Origin of the sequence: Mycobacterium sp. 852002-51152_SCH6134967 (assembly GCF_001667105.1) — a bacterium.
Taxonomy (GTDB): domain Bacteria; phylum Actinomycetota; class Actinomycetes; order Mycobacteriales; family Mycobacteriaceae; genus Mycobacterium; species Mycobacterium neumannii_A.
The window spans coordinates 42,522-62,337 of record NZ_LZIK01000001.1 but is presented as its reverse complement, the minus strand read 5'-3'; the positions used below and the strand labels follow the sequence as shown (position 1 = coordinate 62,337).

General features: G+C 67.0%; 11 protein-coding genes (1 of these 11 running past the window's edge). 7 read left to right on the top strand and 4 right to left on the bottom strand.

The window, feature by feature from the left end; all coding sequences use genetic code 11:
- Nucleotides 1-143: 143 nt before the first annotated feature.
- Nucleotides 144-731 carry a hypothetical protein gene (locus A5790_RS00125; protein WP_082961497.1) on the top strand — a complete coding sequence of 196 codons (588 nt, stop codon included), beginning with the start codon at nt 144-146 and terminating at the stop codon, nt 729-731.
- Nucleotides 732-917: 186 nt separating this feature from the next.
- Nucleotides 918-1,463: a hypothetical protein gene (locus A5790_RS00120; RefSeq protein ID WP_066840391.1), complete on the top strand. Its 546-nt coding sequence runs from the start codon at nt 918-920 to the stop codon at nt 1,461-1,463.
- On the opposite strand, the gene A5790_RS00115 is transcribed toward A5790_RS00120, so the two are convergent.
- On the bottom strand, nt 1,464-2,849 hold the full coding sequence (locus A5790_RS00115) for a cytochrome P450 (RefSeq protein WP_066840389.1): 1,386 nt from the start codon (nt 2,847-2,849) through the stop codon (nt 1,464-1,466).
- Nucleotides 2,850-2,891: 42 nt separating this feature from the next.
- Between A5790_RS00115 and A5790_RS00110 the strand changes: the two genes are divergently transcribed.
- The 4 genes from A5790_RS00110 (at nt 2,892) to A5790_RS00095 (ending at nt 8,857) form a co-directional block, all read left to right on the top strand.
- Complete coding sequence (locus tag A5790_RS00110; RefSeq protein ID WP_082961496.1) at nt 2,892-4,349, top strand: aldehyde dehydrogenase family protein; 1,458 nt, start codon at nt 2,892-2,894, stop codon at nt 4,347-4,349.
- A gap of 107 nt (nt 4,350-4,456) precedes the next feature.
- A complete protein-coding gene (locus A5790_RS00105) occupies nt 4,457-6,832 on the top strand; it encodes a lysylphosphatidylglycerol synthase transmembrane domain-containing protein (RefSeq protein ID WP_066840386.1) in 2,376 nt (791 codons plus the stop codon).
- A gap of 123 nt (nt 6,833-6,955) precedes the next feature.
- On the top strand, nt 6,956-7,900 hold the full coding sequence (locus tag A5790_RS00100; protein WP_064396577.1) for a cyclopropane mycolic acid synthase family methyltransferase: 945 nt from the start codon (nt 6,956-6,958) through the stop codon (nt 7,898-7,900).
- Between the two features lie 81 nt (nt 7,901-7,981).
- Nucleotides 7,982-8,857 carry a cyclopropane mycolic acid synthase family methyltransferase gene (locus A5790_RS00095; RefSeq protein ID WP_197696677.1) on the top strand — a complete coding sequence of 292 codons (876 nt, stop codon included), beginning with the start codon at nt 7,982-7,984 and terminating at the stop codon, nt 8,855-8,857.
- 3 nt (nt 8,858-8,860) lie between these two features.
- Here A5790_RS00095 and A5790_RS00090 read toward each other — a convergent pair whose 3' ends face one another.
- Nucleotides 8,861-10,111, bottom strand: a complete 1,251-nt coding sequence (locus tag A5790_RS00090) for a KasA/KasB family beta-ketoacyl-ACP synthase (protein WP_066840381.1) — start codon at nt 10,109-10,111, stop codon at nt 8,861-8,863.
- 76 nt (nt 10,112-10,187) lie between these two features.
- Here A5790_RS00090 and A5790_RS00085 point away from each other — a divergent pair, with 76 nt between their 5' ends.
- Nucleotides 10,188-10,574 (top strand): DUF2237 family protein, encoded by a 387-nt coding sequence (locus A5790_RS00085; protein ID WP_066840379.1) that lies wholly within the window; start codon nt 10,188-10,190, stop codon nt 10,572-10,574.
- 151 nt (nt 10,575-10,725) lie between these two features.
- Here A5790_RS00085 and A5790_RS00080 read toward each other — a convergent pair whose 3' ends face one another.
- Nucleotides 10,726-11,490 carry a methyltransferase domain-containing protein gene (locus A5790_RS00080; protein ID WP_066840377.1) on the bottom strand — a complete coding sequence of 255 codons (765 nt, stop codon included), beginning with the start codon at nt 11,488-11,490 and terminating at the stop codon, nt 10,726-10,728.
- Nucleotides 11,487-19,816, bottom strand: partial view of a non-ribosomal peptide synthetase gene (locus A5790_RS00075; protein ID WP_066840375.1) — the final stretch only. Its footprint extends 21,694 nt past the window's final position; 8,330 of the gene's 30,024 nt are visible here — the last part of the coding sequence; its start codon lies off the right edge, out of view — the gene reads right to left on this strand; it ends in the stop codon at nt 11,487-11,489. Before A5790_RS00075 ends, A5790_RS00080 begins: the two co-directional genes overlap by 4 nt.

The following is a 19,816-nucleotide window of genomic DNA, read 5'->3' as shown; positions in this document are numbered from 1 at the left end:
CCACCTCAGAAACGATGAACAAACCCGCCACCACACCCCCCAGCCCGCCGCGGCTTGACATAGGAGCAATGCTCGCGGAGGGGGTGGAAGGAGGTTTGGATGGGCGGTCTCGGTCAATTCCTCGGACGACCGAGGGAGGCGCCATGCAGACGGTCCAGCGCGGGTGGTGGCACTGGCGGATGATCCACGCGCTCGGTCGAAATCCGCTCGTGCGCATGAGCGATCGCGTCGAGACCTTCGTGATGGTGCTGGCGGTGACGGCCTCGCTGATCGCCATACCGGTCGCCGAGGCGATGGCGACGGCCATCCACGAGGAACGTGGCCGCGCGTATGTCGCAGAAGCCCAGCACCGGTACCCGGTGACTGCCACCGTCACCGCGACGAGCGCGACGCTTCGAGGCACCGATGTCTCCGTGGTACAGGCGAATTGGCGGTTTGCGGATGTTCGGCACGCCGAGCGTTTCCGGTGGGACCGGCCCGTCAAAGTTGGGCAGACCATTGCCATCTCGGTCCATCCGGACGGCCGTCGGGCGCAGCCGCTGGATCCGTGGTGGCGAGCCGGGGTCGACGCGGCGGTCGCGGCGATGTCGTTCTGGCTCGCGGTGACGGCGGTGGCGGCGATGTTCGTCGTCGGCGTCCGGCCGTGCCTGCGGCGGGTGCGGTATGCGGCGTGGGACCGCGAGATCGCCAGCCTCGCCGACGACGGCGGCACGGCGAACCGTCGCTCCTGACGGGTGGTACTCGAGCCGTCGCGGGGCTCGAGCCGTCGCGCGGCCACTCAACCGCCGCGAGCGACCGCTCTTGTACGGCCAAACGCGGCGTGTCGGCGCACAAACACGGTCACTCGCGGGGGTTTGAGGTGGGCTCACGCGGGGGTTTGAGGTTTGAGCTTTGGTGACAGTGGTAAAAGCACCGGCATGTTGACCAACTCGAAGAAGTTTTCACCGCTCCTGGTGGTCGGCGCGGCAGCTGCCGCGATCGCTGCCGCGCCTGCAGGCTTTGCTTCGCCGTCGTTCCTCCCGACCGGTGGCCCCTCGGGCTGCGTCGACCCCGCCGGCACAGGCTGCGCGGTCGCTCCGGCCCCGGCTCCGGCGCCAGCACCCGCGCCGGGTGTGTGGACACCGCCGCCGCCTCCTGGCGCTCCGGCCGCGGCCGGCGCCGTTCCGGGTGGACCGGCCGGCGTAGCCGGACCCGAGGGCGCAGCGGGCGCGATCCCCGGGGGCCCGGCCGGCGTGGCCGGACCCGAGGGTGCCGCGGGCGCGATCCCCGGCGGTCCCGCGGGAGCAGCCGGACCGCAAGGCGCGACGGGTGCCATCCCCGGCGGCCCGGGCGGAACAGCCGGACCGCAGGGCGCCGCGGGCGCCATTCCGGGCGGACCGTCCGGCGTGGCCGGACCGCAAGGCGCCGCCGGGTGCATTCCCGGAGTCGCTTGCGGCGCCGTGCCCGCTACCGACATCCCCTGATCAGTTCTGCGTCGCGGATGACGTGTCGGCGGTGGCGGATCTTGATGCAGCTTGATCCGCTGCCGTCGACACGGCAGTCTTCTTCGCCGACACCGTGATTCGCGCACCGCGGTGCGGTGTCATGATCACGTGCTTGAGCTTCGGCCGTTCGCCTGCGGCCCTCGTCGGCGCCAGCTCGACGCGGCGCAACACCTCACGCAACACCACGCGCATCTCCACCATCGCGAATCCCGCACCGAGACAGCGGCGATTGCCCCCGCCGAATGGCAGCCATGTCGTCGGGCTCAGAGTCGCGCCGACCATGCGATCCGGGTCGAAGCGGTCGGGGTCGGGATAGATGCCGGCATCGTCGTGCACCAGCGTGATGCTCGGCACCACCATCACCCCCGCAGGCAGCCGGTAACCGGCGATCTCCACCGGCTCGGTGAGGATCCGGCCGACATCGGGAACTACGGGGCGATTTCGCAGCGTCTCCTTGGCGATCGCGTCCAGATACTCGTCGTCGCCGGATTCGGCCGCCCGCACGGCCTTTGACAACACATCCGGATTGCGGGTCAACCGCTCCAGCGCCCAGGACAACCCGGTTGCGGTCGTGTCGTGCCCGGCAACTAACAGCGTGATCAGTTGGTCGCGCAGCTCCCGGTCGGTCATCCCCGCGCCGTCGTCGACCCCAGCGCGCACCAGCATCGCCAGCGCATCGGTGCGCTCAGCGAGGTTGGGATCGGCGCGGCGGTCCGCGATCTCGGCATACAGGAGCCGGTCGGCGTGATCCATGTTGCGGCGCAACCGTTGCCACAGGCGGTGTCTCAACAGCTTGGGTTTGGCGATCGCCACCGATGCCCACGGCCCGACGTTCAGCAGTTGCGGCATCACCTCGCGCAGCGCGGCCAACCGATCGGGGTCGCTGGCGCCGATCACCGTCCGCAGGATCACCTCGAGGGTGATCTCCGACATTTTCGGCGCCACCGCGAACGGCTCCCCCACCGGCCACCCGGCGATGTTGTCCGCCGCGATCTCGGCCATCACGTCGGCCTGCCGCGCCACCGCGTCACGGTGGAACGGCGCCATCATCAGCCGGCGGCGCTCTCGGTGCACCTCGTCATCGACGACCAACACCGAGCTGTCCCCCAACAGTCCCGCCAACATCGAATTCGCCTCGCCGGCATGGTAAATCCGCGGGTCGCCGGCGAACACCGTCTTGATGTCAGCCGGATCGGAGAGGTAGACCATCGAGCCGACCATCGAATTGGTCAGCGTGAACACGTTGCCGTAACGGCGTTGGCAGATCGACACGATCCGCGGCCACCACCGCATCATCAGCAACAGCAGTACGAACGACGGGAGCCGAGGTCCCGGCGGCAGCGCCGACGCCGTTGTTGGACTCATGCCTAATAGAGTAATGCCGTCGGCAGCGGGTAGGCAATGAAAATGACCCGCTATCCCGATTTCGACACCATGCCGATCGGCAAGCAGTGGCGAGCAGGCTCGTCCGGCAAGACCCGGCAGGACACCGACCCCTACACCGGCGACGTGCTGACCGAGATTCCCCAGGCCGACGCAGACGACCTCGACGAGGCCTACACGACGGCCCTTGAGGCACAACGAAATTGGGCGGCCCAACCGCCCATGGTCCGCGCGCAGGTGATGCGCGACGCCGCCGACGTGATGGGGGCGCGCAAGGACGAGATCATCGACTGGTTGGTCCGCGAATCCGGCGGCACCCTCGCCAAGGCCGAACTCGAGTGGAGCCTGGTGCGCTCGGTGCTGTGGGAAGCCGCGTCGATGCCCCACCACGTCGAGGGCAAGATCATGCCGTCGGACATCCCCGGCAAGGAGAGCCGCATCTACCGCGAGCCCGTCGGCGTCGTCGCGGTGATCTCGCCGTGGAACTTCCCGATGCAGCTGTCGAACCGGTCCGTGGCGCCCGCGCTCGCCGTCGGCAACGCGGTGGTGCTCAAACCGGCGGGCGACACCCCGGTCACCGGCGGACTGCTGCTCGCGCGAATCTTCGAGGAGGCCGGCCTGCCGCCGGGGCTGTTGTCGGTGGTGATCGGCTCGGGCTCGGACATCGGCGACGCGATCGTGGCGCATCCGGTGCCGCGCGTCGTCTCGTTCACCGGCTCCACGCCCGTCGGCGAGGGCATCGCGGCCAAGGCCGGGATCAAGCGCACCGCGCTCGAACTCGGTGGCAACGGCCCTATCGTCGTGCTCGAGGACGCCGACCTCGACCTGGCCGCCCGGGCCGCGGTGTTCGGGTCGTTCTTCCACCAGGGCCAGATCTGCATGATCGGCAACCGCACGATCGTCGACACGCGCGTCTTCGACGAGTTCCTCGACCGCTTCGTCGAGCGGACCAAGCAGCTCAAAGTCGGCGACCCGCGCGATCCGGAAACCCAGCTGGGGCCGATCATCAACACCTCGCAGGTGGAGTCGATTCAGGACAAACTCGACCGCGCCCGCAGCGACGGCGCCTCCCTGCTGATCGGCGGCGATCCCTTCGGGCCGACCGGTCAGTGCCTGCCACCGCACATCCTCACCGGCTCCAACGACGTGGCAACCGCCCGCGAGGAGGTGTTTGGGCCGGTGATGACGGTGATCCGGGCCGACGGCGACGAGGACGCGCTGCAACTTGCCAACGCCACCGAGTACGGGTTGTCGTCGGCGGTGTTCAGCCGCGACGTCGAGCGCGCGGTGCGGTTCGCCCAGCGCATCGACACCGGCATGACCCACGTCAACGACGCGCCCGTCAACGACGACGCCAACACGGCCTTCGGCGGGGAGAAGGCGTCCGGGATCGGCCGCTTCGGCGGCCAATGGGCGATTGACGAATTCACCACCGAGCACTGGATCTCCGTGCAGCACGAGCCGAGGCAGTACGCGATCTGACTTCTCCGGTCCCCGGTCGGCCAATGAGCCGCTTTCCACGGGTCAGCGGCTAAGTTGACGGCGGGTCGCTACCGACGTGACCCCCGACTGGAGAAGATCGTTGATACATGCGCGTTGACGGACGGGACATCGCCGTCTCGGGCAGCCTGCTGCAGCCTTTGACGAGGCGGACCAACGACATCGTCCGCGTCGTGCTGGCCGCGCTGTTCCTCGCGATCGTCATCACCGGCTCGGTCATCACCCGCAACGAGTGGGTGGCGCTGGAACGCTCGATCTCCGAGATCGTCGCGGTTCTGACGCCCACCCAGGCCAACCTGGTCTACCTCATCTATGGCATCGCGATCGTCGCGCTGCCGTTCGTGATCCTGGTCAGCCTGATCCTGTCGCGACAATGGAAGCTGCTCGCCGCCTACGCCGCAGCGGCCGTCATCGCCGGATCCGCATTGTCGATCAGCGGCCTGGGGCTGACCGCACCGCGCTGGCACTTCGACCTGTCCGGGCGCCTCGACACGTTCGCGTCCCAATTCGTCGACGACCCGCGCTGGATCGCGATGCTCGCCGCGGTGCTCACCGTCTCCGGCCCCTGGTTGCCTGCCCGATGGCGGCGCTGGTGGTGGACGCTGCTGCTGGCGTTCGTGCCAATCCACCTGGTCGTCAGCGCGGTGGTGCCGGCCCGCTCGCTCGTCGGGCTGGCGGCCGGCTGGTTCGTCGGCGCCCTGGTGGTGCTCGTCGTCGGAACCCCCGGGCTGGAGGTCCCCCTCGACGGCGCGGTGCGGGCGATGGCCCGGCGCGGATGCGTCGTCACCGGCCTGCGGGTGGTGCGCCCGGCAGGCGCCGGACCGCTGGTGCTGACCGCCACCTGCGAAGACCAGCAGACCGCGGCGGTGATGGAACTTTACGGACCCCACCAGCGGGGCGGCGGCGTGCTGCTGCAGCTGTGGCGAAAAGTGCGGTTGCGCGACCGCGAGACCGCGCCGCTGCACGCGTCGATGCGCCGCCTCGTCGAGCACCGCGCCCTGATGGCCATCGCGATCGGCGAGCTCAAGGTCGCCAACGCGTCGACGATCGCCGTCGCCGCGCTGGACCGCGGCTGGACGCTGTACGCCCACACCCCGCCCCGCGGAATTCCGATCAGCGAGTGCGCCGACTCGATACCCGTCGGCCGGGTGTGGGAGTCGCTGCGCGACCTGCACGACTGTCAGATCTCCCACGGCGACCTGCGCAGCAGCGAGATCACCGTGGACGGAGACACGGTGCTGTTCGGCGGATTCGACAACGCCGAGTACGGCGCCACCGACGCCCAGTTGCGCAGCGACATCGCTCAGCTGCTGGTGACGACGACGCATCTCTACGACGCGGGTTCGGCGGTGCGGGCGGCGATCGACGCGTTCGGCAACGACGCGGTGCTGACCGCATCGCGGCGGCTGACCATGGCCGCGATGCCGATGCGCATCCGCAACTCCGTGACCGACCCCAAGGCCGTCATCTCCGCCGCCCGTGACGAGGTGAAGCGTCAGACCCGCGTGGACGAGATCCGCACCGAGACCGTCACGCGGTTCACCCGCGGCCAGGTGATCCAGCTGGTACTGCTGGCCGCGCTGGTCTATGTCGCCTACCCGTTCCTCTCCTCGGTGCCGACGTTCGTCACCGAACTGCGCACCGCGAACTGGTGGTGGGCGCTCCTCGGCCTGGCCGCCACGAGCCTGACGTACCTCGGTGCGGCGGCGGCGCTTTGGGCGTGTGCCGACGGGCTGGTCAGCCTGTGGGGGCTGATCGTGATGCAGGTGGCCAACAAGTTCGCCGCCACCACGACGCCCGCTGGAGTGGGCGGGCTGGCGCTGTCCGCGCGGTACCTGCAGAAGGGCGGTGTCAGCCCGATGCGCGCCACCACCGCCGTCGCGCTGCAGCAGTCCGTCCAGGTCATCACTCACCTGGGGCTGCTCATCTTCTTCTCCACCGCGGCCGGCGTATCGGCCGACCTGTCGCGCTTCGTCCCCAACGTGACGCTGCTGTACCTGATCGGCGGTGTGCTGCTCGGGCTGGTGGGCACGTTCTTGTTGGTGCCGAAGCTGCGGCGGTGGCTGTCGACGGCGGTGCGGCCGCGGCTGGAGGAGGTGGTCGGGCACCTCATCGCACTGGCCCGGGAACCGCGACGGCTGGCGATCATCATGGCGGGCTGCGCCGCGACGACGCTGGGCAACGCGTTCGCGCTGTGGGCGGCGATCGAGGCCTTCGGCGGTGACACGTCGTTCATCACGGTCACCGTGGTGACAATGGTGGGCGGCACGCTGGCCTCGGCCGCACCCACACCGGGCGGGATCGGCGCGGTCGAGGCGGCGCTGATCGGCGGTCTGGCGGCGTTCGGGATGCCCGCCGCCGTCGCCGTACCGTCGGTTCTGCTCTATCGGGTGCTGACCATCTGGCTGCCGGTCTTAGTCGGTTGGCAGGTGATGCGCTGGATGACCAGGAATTCGAAAATCTAGGCCTGATGTCGTGGTGCCGCCCCTCACCACCGCAGCACTCGGAGGTACTGTTTCACCATCGTGTCGAGAAAAACTGCGCGATAGTCGAATATTCGTCCCTCGATCAGTTTCTAAGGGTGGGCCGTGGTGGGAACCTCAGATACACAGCAGAGCTCGACAGACCAGGCGCAGTCGAAGTGGCTGTCCAAATCCGCATCGCAGACGCGCGGATCGGACAAGGACGAAGTCCAGTTCCACTACGACATCTCCAACGAGTTCTTCAAGCTCTGGCAGGACCCGTCGCAGACCTACAGCTGCGCGTACTTCGAGAAGGACGACTACACGCTGGAGCAGGCGCAGCTCGCGAAGGTCGACCTCTCACTGGGCAAGCTGGGCCTGAAGCCCGGAATGACGCTGCTCGACATCGGCTGCGGCTGGGGTTCGACGATTCAGCGGGCCGTCGAGAAGTACGACGTCAACGTCATCGGCCTCACGCTGAGCGAGAACCAGAAGCGCCACATCGAGGAGAACCGGTTCGCCAACATCAAGAGCGACCGGAAGATGGAAGTCCGGCTGCAGCCGTGGGAGGAATTCGAGGGCCGGGTCGACCGGATCGTCTCCATCGGCGCGTTCGAGCACTTCGGCTTCAACAAGTACGACGACTACTTCAAGAAGACCTTCAACTGGATGCCCGACGACGGCGTGATGATGCTACACACGATCATCATTCCCGAGGACGAGGAGATCAAGGCAAAAGGACTGCCGCTGACCATGTCCCGGGTGAGATTCATCAAGTTCATCATGGACGAGATCTACCCCGGCGGACGTTTGCCGCTGGCCTCGATGGTGCGCGAGCACGCAAACAAGGCCGGCTATACGGTCACGCGTGAACAGCACCTGCAGTCGCACTACGTCAAGACGCTCGATACCTGGGCAGCGAACCTCGAGGCCAAGAAGGACGAGGCGATCGAAATCACCTCCGAGCAGATTTACGAGCGCTTCCGCAAATACCTGACCGGTTGTGCCGATCTTTTCCGCGACGGCTACACCGATGTCGCTCAGTTCACGTGCGAGAAGGCGGCTGCTTAGCCGGTTTAGGAAAAATGCGATATAAAGCTTGGTCGTTACGGGGTCGTCGGGGTCGCGTAACCGCATAGGAGGCCAAAGGAAATGTCGGATAATTCGGGGACGACGATGAAGGTCGCGTACGAGGACGTTCAAGCCCACTACGACCTTTCGAACGACTTCTTCGGCCTCTTTCAGGATCCGACGCGGACCTACAGCTGTGCGTTCTACGCGCGTGACGACATGTCCCTCGAGGAAGCGCAGTACGCCAAGATCGACCGCGCGCTCGCCAAGCTCGACCTGAAACCCGGGATGACGCTGCTCGACGTCGGCTGCGGCTGGGCTTCGGTGATGAAGCGGGCGATCGAGACCTACGACGTCAACGTCGTCGGGCTGACGCTGAGCCGTAATCAGCACGCACTGGGCCAGCAGATCCTCGACGCGGTCGAAACGGACCGGTCCCGGCGGGTGCTGCTCAAGGGCTGGGAGGAGTTCGACGAGCCGGTCGATCGCATCGTGTCCATCGAGGCGTTCGAGGCGTGGCCCAAGACGAAGTACAAGGCGTTCTTCGACACCTGCCACCGCGTCATGCCCGCCGACGGCCGGATGGTGCTGCAGACGATCATGGGGCACCCGCTCAAGCGCTGGCCCGAGCTGGGCATCCCGATCGTGATGTCGGACCTGAAGTTCATGCGGTTCATCGCCAAGGAGATCTTCCCCGGCGGCGCCGTGCCGTGCGACGAGGACGTCTACGAGTTCGCGGGGAACGCCGGCTTCACCGTCGCCGACTTCGACGATATGACCCCGCACTACGTCCGCACCCTGGACACGTGGGCCGACAAGCTCGAGGCCGCCAAGGATCAGGCGATCGCGGTGACGTCGCAGGAGGTCTACGACCGCTACATGAAGTACCTGCGCGGTTGCTCGGACTTCTTCAGCCGTAACGTCAGCTACGTAGGACAGTTCACGCTGACCAAGTAGCCGCTAGTAGGCGCCGAACACCAACGACACGTTGTATCCGCCGAGCCCGAACGAGTTGGTGACCGCGTACCGGTAGTCGGCGCGGCGCGGACTCTCGGCAACCACGTCGAGGTCGATCTGCGGGTCGAGGTCCTTGAGGTTGAGCGTGGGCGGTACGACCCCGTCGCGCAGCGCCTGCACCGTCAACACGGCCTCGATCGCACCGGCCGATCCCAGTGAATGCCCCAGCGCCGCCTTGGGCGCGTACACCGCAGGTGAGTGGTCACCGAGCGCCTTGCGGATGGCCTTGGCCTCGGCCAGGTCGCCGTGGACGGTGCCGGTGGCGTGGGCGTTGATGTGGTCGATGTCGGTCGGGCTGAGGCCGGCCAGTTCGACTGCCCGGGCGATCGCGTCGCTGGCGCGCTCGCCGTCGGGATCGGGCTCGGTGATGTCGTAGGCGTCGGAGGTCATGCTCGCGCCCATCAGCCGGGCCAGCGGTTGCGCCCCGCGCGCCTTGGCGTGCTCCTCGGTTTCGATGAGCATCAGCGCGCCGCCTTCGCCGAAAACCATGCCGTCGCGGTCCTTGTCGAAGGGTCGGCAGGCGCCAGCGGGATCGTCGTTGTTGGTCGACAACAGTTCCTGCAGGCTGAAGGCCGCAACCGGGACCGCCTCGATGTGGGTCTCGACGCCGCCGCAGATCACCATGTCGGCCTCGCCGAGGACGAGGTGTCGCCAGCCCTGGGCGATGGCCGCGGCGCCCGACGCGTCGGCCATCACCGGCGAGATGATGCCCGCCTTCGCCTTGCGATCCAGGCCGACCGCGGCGGCCGCCCCGTTGGGCATGTACATCTGGATGGTCAGCGGCGACACGGCGCGCAGGCCCTTTTGCCGCCAGAGGTCGTGCTGGAGCGGGATTTCTTCGGTGCTGCCGAGCGCGAGGCCGACCGACACCGCCAGCCGGCGGGTGTCGACGTCGGGGTTGCCCGCGATCTCCCAGAGCCTGCGGCTCAGGACGGTCGACATCTTCTGCATGTACGACGTCCGGCGCCGTTCGACGCGGTCCAAATGCTCGTCGAGATTCTCGAGGATCGCGCCCCCGATGCGGACCGGCGAGTCGAACTCGTCGATGAACCACTTGTCGAGCGCCCGGATGCCGCTTCTGCCCTGCTGGAGCAGCCTCCAGGTCTCTTCGGCGTCGGTGGCCAACGCTGTCGTCGAGGCGACAGCGGTCACGACGATGTCGGGAAATCCGTCGCCAGTCCTGAGCGCGGCCATGCCGGATGCTCCTCGTTCACTCGAATATGTTCGGGTAGTACTGAATATTAGGACCCTCCGAAACGATGGACGACTGGTGGCTGAACTCAATGTGCTCGGCGAGCCGCTTCAGCCGTGCAGTTCCGACCCGCTGACCGGCTTCTACAGGGACGGGTGCTGTTCAACCGGGCCCGAGGATCTCGGAAGCCACACGATCTGCGCGGTGGTGACGGCGGAGTTCCTCCGGCACCAGCGGTCGATCGGCAACGACCTGTCCACCTCGCGACCGGAGTACCGCTTTCCCGGTCTTCGGCCCGGCGACCGCTGGTGCGTGACCGCGGTGAACTGGTTGAAGGCCTACCAGGACGGCTTCGCCGCGCCGGTGGTGCTGGCGTCTACGCACGAGCGGACGCTCCAGGTGGTTCCGCTGGAGGCGCTGCGCGAACACGCCGTCGACGTGCCTGACGACCTCGGAAGCCTTTGACGCATTCGGTCGGCGAGCGATTGATTGCGCATGCCGCGTCGCCATGTCAGACCGGACGTCGGCGGCGGTCTGCAACCCGGTGTCCGTTGGTCCGCTCACAGCGCAATCAATGCACGGCGTTGAACTTCACCGAGAGGATCGCCCGGCCCGGTCAGCTGACTTGACGTCGGCTCGCGACCACGACGGTTGGGCCGAACGGGCGGGTGCGAAATTTGACGGTGATCTCCGGACCGGCGTAACGCGCGAGCGCACTCAATGCCGACGGACTGTAGGCACGTAGTGAGCTGATTACCCCGTCGTGCAGCAGCGGCATCAGCGGGCAGAACGGCAGCGTCGCTGCCAGCACAACCGCATGCACGGGCGCCGGCGGTCGGCGCAGGTCGATAATCATCAGCTTCTTCGCTGCCCGCGTTCCCTCGGCGAACACAAGTGCGGCCTGTGCGGGTGGCAGGTGATGCAACGACAACGCGAACACGGCGAGGTCGTAAAACCCGTCGGGGGCGTCGATTTCGGTGGCATCCATTTCCCGCACCGTGGCACGGGGATCACTGCCGAGCCCACCCGCGGCAACAATCCCGACGAAGGAGGGATCGATGTCGGTTACCGTGACCCGAGCAGTGGGGTGGCTCTCGAGCACTTTCTCCGACAGCCCGCCAAGGCCCGCTCCCAACTCCAGAATCTTCGGCGAGGAGAACTCGGCCACCTCGTCGAGCACGACCTTGGCGATCTTGCCGTAGACGCCCAACCGTCGTCGCCGCCCACCGCGGTCGAGGGCCACCACGACCTTTCGTTTCAACTCGTCGACGTCGTCGCGGTCGAGGTACTCGAGCCGATGCGTCTGCAACCGCCGGTCCAACCACGACGCCTCAGGACCGCCGCGGGGCATGTCGACTATGTCGAGTGTGCTATCGGTCATCGCGCTTCCAGTGCCTGCTTGAGTTGTCCGACATACCTGCCGAGCGACTCGCTCGTCAGCATCTCAAGGTGTGAGCAGTCGACAGCGTACGTCGTGACGTCACCCGTGACGTAGGGCTGCCAGGTCCGGACTGGGCATGTCACGTCGTCGTGGCTCGCAGAGAAGACGACCATGTCGCCGTCGAATACCTCGGGAACGTGATCCTGTAAGTACCGCTGATTTTCGCTGAGACACTGAACCATGAACTGCAGCAACTCTTTCGACGGGAGTACGAGCTCGGCCTCCTCGAAATGCCGATAAACCGATTGCACCGCCTCGGCGGAGGTCAGCGGTTCCTCTCGGTACGGGACGTCGATACCGTTCAGTTGCAGGATCTTTCGCAGGATGTCACCCGGTTCGGAGGCTTGCTCCGTCACCATCACTCGGTTCGCGCTGAACGCGTCGTCCAACAGGACCAGGCTCTGAACGACACATCCGCGGCGCTGCAGTTCGACGGCCACGGCCTGGGCCACCACACCGCCGAGTGACCAGCCAAGGAGCTTGTAGCGACCGTTGGATTGGAGGGCCTGAATTCTGTCGGCATAACGTGCCGCCATTTCGGAAATGGTTCGGGGCACCGTTTCGCCTTCAGGCGCGGCCTGGTTGATACCCATTATCGGGCAGTCCAGATGATCGGCGAGGATCCGATATACCCAGCTGAGTCCGAATCCTCCGTGAATGCAGCACAGCGGCACGCCGACACCATCTTTGAGTACCTCGACGGGCACGACCTCCGCAACGCTGTCCAGAGTCCCCAGTTGCCGGCTCAGGCCACGGACCGACGGTGCGTGGAACATCGTGCGCACCGCCAGGTCAGTGTCTAGCTCGGAATTGATCGCTGCAACAACGCGGATCGCGCCCAGCGAGTCGCCGCCGAGGTCGAAGAACGAGTCGTCAACGCCAACCCGCTCGAGGCCGAGGATCCGGGCGTAGATGTCACCGATGACCATCTCGGTGGCCGTTTCCGGCGCCCGGTAGGCCTTGGCCCCCTGGTATTCGGGCGGAGGTAGGGCGCGGACGTCAAGTTTGCCGTTAACGGTTAGCGGCAACGCGTCGACGACCACGATGGCAGCCGGCACCATGTAGCTTGGCAAGCGCTCGGCGAGTACGCGTCGGATGTGTGCGGGATCGATTGTAGCCGAGGAACATTCGGTCACATAGCCGACGAGGCGGTCGTCGCGTGCAACCACCGCAACCTGCTCCACGCCGACGACCTCGGCGAGCGCCGCCTCGATCTCACCTGGTTCGATGCGGTGGCCGCGGATCTTGACCTGCTCGTCGGCGCGCCCGAGGTAGCGCAGTTGCCCGTCGGCGCCCCACCGGACGACATCACCGGTGCGGTACATCCGTCGTCCCGATGCTTCCGCGTCGGCGAACGGACAGGCCACGAATCGTGAGGCGGTCAATCCGGCACGGTTCACATATCCGTAGGCCAGCCCGTCACCGGCCACATACAGCTCGCCGACCACGCCCGGAAGCACCGGCCGCAGCCAGTTGTCGAGGACGAAGAATGCCGCTCCCGAAATCGGTGCACCGATGGGTACCTCGTGCGATCCCGCCATTAGCGGCGCGCTGAATGACGTGTACCACGTCTCCGTGGGGCCGTAGCCGTTCACCATCAGCCGACCATCCGCCCACCGATCGACGAGGTTGGCTGGACAGGCCTCCCCTGCCACCACCAACGCCACTCCGTCGAGGCCGTCGGGGGAGAGCAAGCCTGCGGCCGACGGTGTCTGGTTCAACACGCTGACCTTTTCGTCGATCAGCAGCGCGTGGAAGTCCCGTGGCGACGATGCCACCTCCTCGGGGACGACCACCAGTCGACCGCCACGCAGGAGAGCACCGAATATCTCCCACACCGACACGTCGAAGGCGAGCGAATGCCACTGTGTCCACACCCCCGCCGGTGGCAGGCCGTCGTCGGTTGCCTGCACCAACTGGGTCACCGTGCGGTGGGCGACGGCCACCCCTTTGGGAAGTCCGGTGGTTCCGGAGGTGTAGATGACGTAGGCAAGGTCGTCGGCGGCGGGCAGCGGCAGCGCGGAACAGGGATGGACGTCGATGCAGGGCCCGGCGACATCGACGACCGGCATGTTGCGGCCGCCCAGCCGTGCGGCCAGCCCGGCCCGGGTGATCGAGGCGATCGGTGCGGCGTCTGCGAGCATGAACTCGAGGCGCGCGTCGGGATGCGCGGGATCGATCGGCAGGTAGGCCGCACCCGTCTTGAGTACCGCGAGAATGGCCACGACCGCCTCGGCGGAACGCTCCAATAGCAGCGCTACCGACTCGCCGGTCCGCGCACCCATGCTGATCAGCTTGTGTGCCAGCCGATTCGAGTCGTCGTCCAGTCGTCGGTACGTCATCGACCGACCGCCGCAGCTCAGCGCCTGCGCCTCGGGGGTGCGCGCCACCTGCGCGGCGAACAACGCCGGGATCGACACCTCGGGATAGGCTCCTCGCGCCAACACCGCGCGATTGCCGACCTCGTCCAGCAACGCTTGCTCGCCGGTGTCGAGCAAGCCGATGGACGACATCCGCTGCTGCGGGTCGGCCGTCATGGCCACCAGGACCCGCTCCAGCCGTCGGATCAGGGTTTCGATGGTCGCCACGTCGAATATGTCGGTGCGGAACTCGACCTCGCCGCGTATCCCCCCGGGCTCGCCGGTGTCGGTCCAGTTCTCGGCCAGGTGGAACACCAGATCCATTCGGGCGGTGCGGATGTCCACCGGCCTCTGGGTGACTTGCACATCACCGAGGCTGAGCCCGGCGGCGTTGCCGTGTTCACCCAGCACGTTCTGCCAGGCAAGCATCACCTGCACCAGCGGATGATGGGTCAGGCTGCGGGACGAATTGAGCCGGTCCACGAGTAATTCGAATGGCACGTCCTGGTTTTCGTAGGCGGACAGGCTACGCCTACGCACCTGGTCCAGCACTTCGGCCAGCGTCGGATCACCGCCGAGGTCGACCCGCAGAACCAGCGTGTTGACGAAGAATCCGACCAGATCGTCGAGCGCACGGTCGACCCTACCGACGATCGGGAATCCCACGGCGACATCGTTGTTGGCGGTGATCTTGGCCAATAGCACCGCGAGAGCGGACTGAAGCACCATGAAGCTGGTCCCGTTGTGTTCGCGCGCCACCTCGCGGACCAGATTCTGCAAATCGGCCGGCCAGTTCACGGCCACGCTGGCTCCGCCCTGATCGGCCACCGGTGGATAGGGCCGGTCGGTGGGGAGTTGCAGCCGTTCCGGCAATCCCGCCAGGGCATCCCTCCAGTACGCAAGTTGCCCGGCGATCGGGCTGTCGGCGGCATCGACATCACCGAATTCGCTGCGCTGCCAGAGCGTGTAGTCGGCGTACTGGACCGGCAAGGACGGCCAGTCGAGCGGCTGTCCGCTGCACCGTCTGGCGTACGCCACACCGAGGTCGCGCATCAGCGGGCTCACCGACGAGGCGTCGGCGGCGATGTGGTGCACCGCCGCAGCAAAAATGTGTTCCTGGTCTGAGACACGGAACAGCGTTGCCCTGAACGGCATTTCGCTGGCCAGATCGAAGGAGTGACGCACTGTGCGCTCGACGGCCTCTTCCAGCGTGGTCGCCGACCAGTTGCGGGCGTCGACGACGTGCCAGCCGTAGTCGGCGCGCTCGGGTGGTACCACCAGCTGGTAGGGCACCCCGTCGGTCGCCAGGAACAATGTGCGCAGCGTCTCGTGGCGAGCGACAACGTCGTGCAGTGCCAGGCCCAACGCATCGGCATCCAGGCGTCCGGACAGCTCCAGCACCACCGCCATGTTGTAAACCGGTGAGGGACCGTGCAATTGGTCGAGGATCCACAGCCTGCGCTGCGCGAAGGAGAGCGGGACCTCCGCGGGCCGTTCGGCGGGCACCAACGGTGCGCGCCGGCCGACCGCCTCGCTCACCCGAGGCGCCAGTTGCGCGACCGTGGGTACGTCGAACAGGGCACGCACGGAGAGCCCGGAATCGAATGCGGTGTTGATCGCCGCCACGGCCCGCATCGCTGACAACGAATCGCCGCCGAGGTCGAAGAAGGAGTCGTCGACGCCGACCCGCCCGACATTGAGCACCTCGGCGTAGATGTCGGCCACAATCTCCTCGACCGCATTGCCCGGGGCCCGATAACGCTCACCGCCGTACTCGGGGGGCGGCAGGGCGCGGGTGTCGAGCTTGCCGTTGACCGTCAGCGGCAGAACGTCCAAGACGACCACGGCCGCCGGAATCATGTACGCCGGCAGCCTTGTGACCAGCTGGTCGCGAATGTCGGAGGAGTCTGCCGTCCCGACCACGTAGCCCACGAGGCGTTTGTCGCCGCAGTGGTCCTCGCGAGCGATCACCGCCGCCTGCTCGACGCCGTCCAATTCGACCAGGGCGGTGCGTACCTCACCGAGTTCGATGCGGTAGCCGCGGATCTTGACCTGCTCGTCGGCGCGGCCCAGGTACTGAAGTTGCCCGTCGTCGCCCCACCGCACCAGGTCTCCGGTGCGGTACATCCGGGCGCCCGGCCCACCGAATGGACAGGCGACGAACCGCGCGGCCGTGAGCCTAGACCGCCGCCAGTACCCCTCTCCCACGCCGCGGCCGGCTACGTACAGTTCGCCGACCACGCCGGCGGCCGTCGGCCGCAGCCACCCGTCGAGCACGAACAACGCTGCGCCTGCGACCGGGGCGCCGATCGGCACCGGACCCGGCCCCGCCGTCAACGGCGCGCTGATCGTCGCGTACACCGTCGTTTCGGTGGGCCCGTATGCGTTGATCAGCACCGCGTTCTGCGCCCAGCGCTCGACCAGCTCCACTGGGCAGGCCTCCCCGGCGACCACCAACGCGGTCGACTCCAGTCCCTCGGGCGAGAGCATTGCGGCCGCCGAGGGGGTTTGGCTGAGCACGCCCACGTCTTCGGCCAGCAGCAACTCGCGCAGGTCTTCCGATGACGCCGCCACCAGGTCGGGGACCACGACCAGCCGGCCGCCGCGCAGCAGGGCGCCCCAGATCTCCCACACCGAGACGTCGAAGGCCAACGAATGCCATTGCGCCCAGACCGCCGTCAGCGGCAGGCCGAGGTCCAGTGAATCAAGGTGCTGCGTGACGTTACGGTGCGAGATGGCAACACCTTTGGGCACGCCAGTGGTGCCGGAGGTATAGATGATGTAGGCCAGATCGTCGGGTGCCGGCGGTGTTAGCGCCTCGCTCGGTTGCGCGTCGATCGCGGGGTCGTGCACATCGATGGTGGGCGACCCCGACCCGGCGAGCCGATCGACCAGTCCGGCAGACGTCACCGTGGCGATCGGCGTGGCGTCTTCAATCATGAACCTGATTCGGTTCGGCGGTAGCGCGGGGTCGATCGGCAGGTAGGCCGCACCGGCCTTGAGCGTCGCGAGTATCGACACGATCGCTTCGGCCGACCTCTCCAGCAGGAGTGCCACGCACTGCCCCGGTCCGGCACCATGCTCAATCAGCAAGCGCGCGAACCGGTTCGACGCATCGTCGAGCTCGTCGTAGGTCCACGAGCGCGTTTCGTCACTCAGGGCGACCGCATCAGGTGTGCGCGCGACCTGCGCGACCCACAGAGCCGGAATCGACGCGAGCGTCGCAGGCTGATGCAACACCTCGCGGTTACCGAACCGGTCGAGCTGGGCGTGTTCGGCGGCATCGAGTACATCCATCGACGACAGCCTTTGGGTGGGATCGGCGGTCATCTCCTCGAGCACCCACTGCAGGCGTCGCATGAGCGCGTCGACTCGGGTCCTGTCGAACAAATCGGCGTCGAACTCGATGCGCAACCGCAACTCCTCGGCCGACCGTGCCTGCAGCATCAGAGGATAATGCGTGGACTCGGTGCCGACGATCTCGGTGATCGCCAACTCGGTCACGTCTGCCAGGGCGCTGGTGTCAACGGGGTAGTTCTCGTATACGAACAGGGTGTCGAACAACTGGTCGCAGCCGGTGACTTTGTGAATCTCGTTGAGCGCTAGATGGTGGTGCTCGAGGGTGTCGACGTGGGCCCGTTGTAGTTGGGTGAGCAGGTCGCCGACGGTGGTCGCTGCGTTGGCGTCCGCGCGCACCGGCACCGTGTTGATCAACAGCCCGACCATCGTTTCGGCCCCGACCACTTCGGTGGGTCGCCCGGAAACCGCGGCGCCGAACACGACGTCGTGGTGGCCGGTCGCCGACATCAGCACCTGCGCCCAGGCGGCCTGCAGTACGATGTTGACCGTGGTGCGTTGCGCGCGCGCGAAATTGTTGAGGGCGTGGGTGTTTCGTGCCGGCAGTGAGATCGAGGCGGTGCCCCGCGGCCCCGGCGTCAGTCGGCCCGGTGAACCGACCAGGGTGGGTGTGTCGAAACCGGCCAGCACTTCGCGCCAGGCGGCACGAGCCGCGTCGATGTCCTGTTCGGCCAGCCACGCGACGAAGTTCCGGTACGGCGTCGCCGCGGGCAACCGCTGCCCGTAGTAGGCGGCGAAGAGCTCCTGCATCAGGACCGGCAACGACCAGCCGTCGAGCACGATGTGGTGATTGGTGAGCACGAACCGGTGCCTGTCCGGCGCGACGCGGATCAACGCCGCTCGGAAGGCCGGCGGCCGGGTGAGGTCGCAGACCGCGGCGCGTTCCTCGGTGCGGACCTCCTCGACGTGATCACCGGGGTTTCGGCCGTTGTGGGTGAGGTCGATGTACCGCCAGGCCGGTGCCGGGTCGGCCGGGATGATCTGCACCGGTTCGTCGGATTGCCCGCAGAATCGCGCGGCGAGGTTGGGGTGGCGGATGGCGACGTTATGCACCGCGTCGCGGAGCCGGTCGCGGTCGAGTGGGCCGGATATCGCGATGTCGAGCTGCATCGCGTAGACGTCGTCGGCCGCGCTTGTCGTGGTGCTGGCGTGGAAGAGCAGTCCCTGTTGCAGTGGGGTCAGCGGCAGGATGTCGGCGATGCGCTCGTGTGCCTCCAGCTCGTCGATCTGGTTTTGGCTGAGCCGGGCGGGGGCGATGTCGGAAGGCGTGAGCCCACCGCCGCCACTCGCGACATGAGCGCAGATGCCGCGCAACGCTTGGAAGAACAGCATGCCGAACCTGCCGGCTTCGGTGTGGTCCAGCGCTGAGCGCGCGAACGTCCAGTTGGCCCGCAGAGTAGGACCATCGGCGGTTTCGACGGCTGCGGCGTTGAGTTCGAGGGTGTGGGCCAACGGCATGGGTACGGCTGCGGCAGCTTCAGCCAGTGTCAAGCCGCCGTGGCTGACACTCCACATCTCCTCGGACAGCTGCGCAGCGCCAGCACCGAGGCGACCGAGGTAGTTGAACCCGAGCGACGGGTCGGGGCCGGCCAGGTCCACCTCGGGGTTGAGGTAACGCAGTAACCCGTAAGTGAGCGGATCTGGGTGGGTGCGCAGTTGCTCCTTGAGGTCTTTGACCACCGCTCCCAGTGTTGCGTCTCCGGCGGTCACGTCCTGCCAGTTCAGCTTCCGCACTGTCAGCGCGACGGGATGTTTCGTGGTGAACCATCCCACCGTGCGGGACAGGTCGACATCCTGGGCGAGGTGTTCGTGGCGGCCGTGGCCCTCGACGTCGATGCCGACCGACGCTGCGCTGCCGACGAATTCGGCGCACGCCAGCGCGTACGCGATCAACAGGATGTCGGAGATGCCCGCGTGGAACGCGGCAGGCGCCTTAGCGAGCAACGCGCGAGTGCTGGCGACGTCCAGCGACAGAGACAGATGCCCGGCGTCAGCGTAGGTGTCGACCTCGGGTGCGGGAGCGGGCAGCGTGGGATCGGTCGCGGTGATCTGCCGCCAGGCCTCCGCGTGGGCCAGCGTCGCTGCATCCTGGGCATAGTCGGCCAGCCGGGCGGCCCACTGCCGGAACGAGGTGCCGGTCGGCGCCAGCGCGATGGCTTGGCCGTTGTGGTGTTGAGCCCACGCGATGTTGATGTCTTCGATGAGAATCGGCCACGAAACCGCGTCGACTCCGAGGTGGTGAATGCTCAATGCCAGTTGTCCGGTGGACGGCACCCACAGCGCCGCCAGCATCCTGCCCGCGGCTGGATTCAGTTGCGCGCAAAGGTTTTTCATCGCAGATTGGGTCAGTTCGTCGGCCATGTGCAGACAGTCCGTGGACTTCACCGACCCCGGCGCGGGAACGGTCATCTGGCCGTTGTCTGCGACGTGCAACCGCAGCATGGCGTGCCGGTCCAGTAGCGCCTGCAACAGCATGACGACGTCGGCGTCGGTGACTCCCGCGGGCGCCTGCAACACCATCGTCTGGTTGAACTGATCGACCGGGCCGT

Excerpts from the sequence above, each read along its gene's own strand:
- A5790_RS00125 (WP_082961497.1), top strand. The coding sequence starts at position 144 with ATGCAGACGGTCCAGCGCGGGTGGTGGCACTGGCGGATGATCCACGCG.
- A5790_RS00120 (WP_066840391.1), top strand. The coding sequence starts at position 918 with ATGTTGACCAACTCGAAGAAGTTTTCACCGCTCCTGGTGGTCGGCGCG.
- A5790_RS00115 (WP_066840389.1), bottom strand. The coding sequence starts at position 2,849 with ATGAGTCCAACAACGGCGTCGGCGCTGCCGCCGGGACCTCGGCTCCCG.
- A5790_RS00110 (WP_082961496.1), top strand. The coding sequence starts at position 2,892 with ATGACCCGCTATCCCGATTTCGACACCATGCCGATCGGCAAGCAGTGG.
- A5790_RS00105 (WP_066840386.1), top strand. The coding sequence starts at position 4,457 with ATGCGCGTTGACGGACGGGACATCGCCGTCTCGGGCAGCCTGCTGCAG.
- A5790_RS00095 (WP_197696677.1), top strand. The coding sequence starts at position 7,982 with ATGTCGGATAATTCGGGGACGACGATGAAGGTCGCGTACGAGGACGTT.
- A5790_RS00090 (WP_066840381.1), bottom strand. The coding sequence starts at position 10,111 with ATGGCCGCGCTCAGGACTGGCGACGGATTTCCCGACATCGTCGTGACC.
- A5790_RS00080 (WP_066840377.1), bottom strand. The coding sequence starts at position 11,490 with ATGACCGATAGCACACTCGACATAGTCGACATGCCCCGCGGCGGTCCT.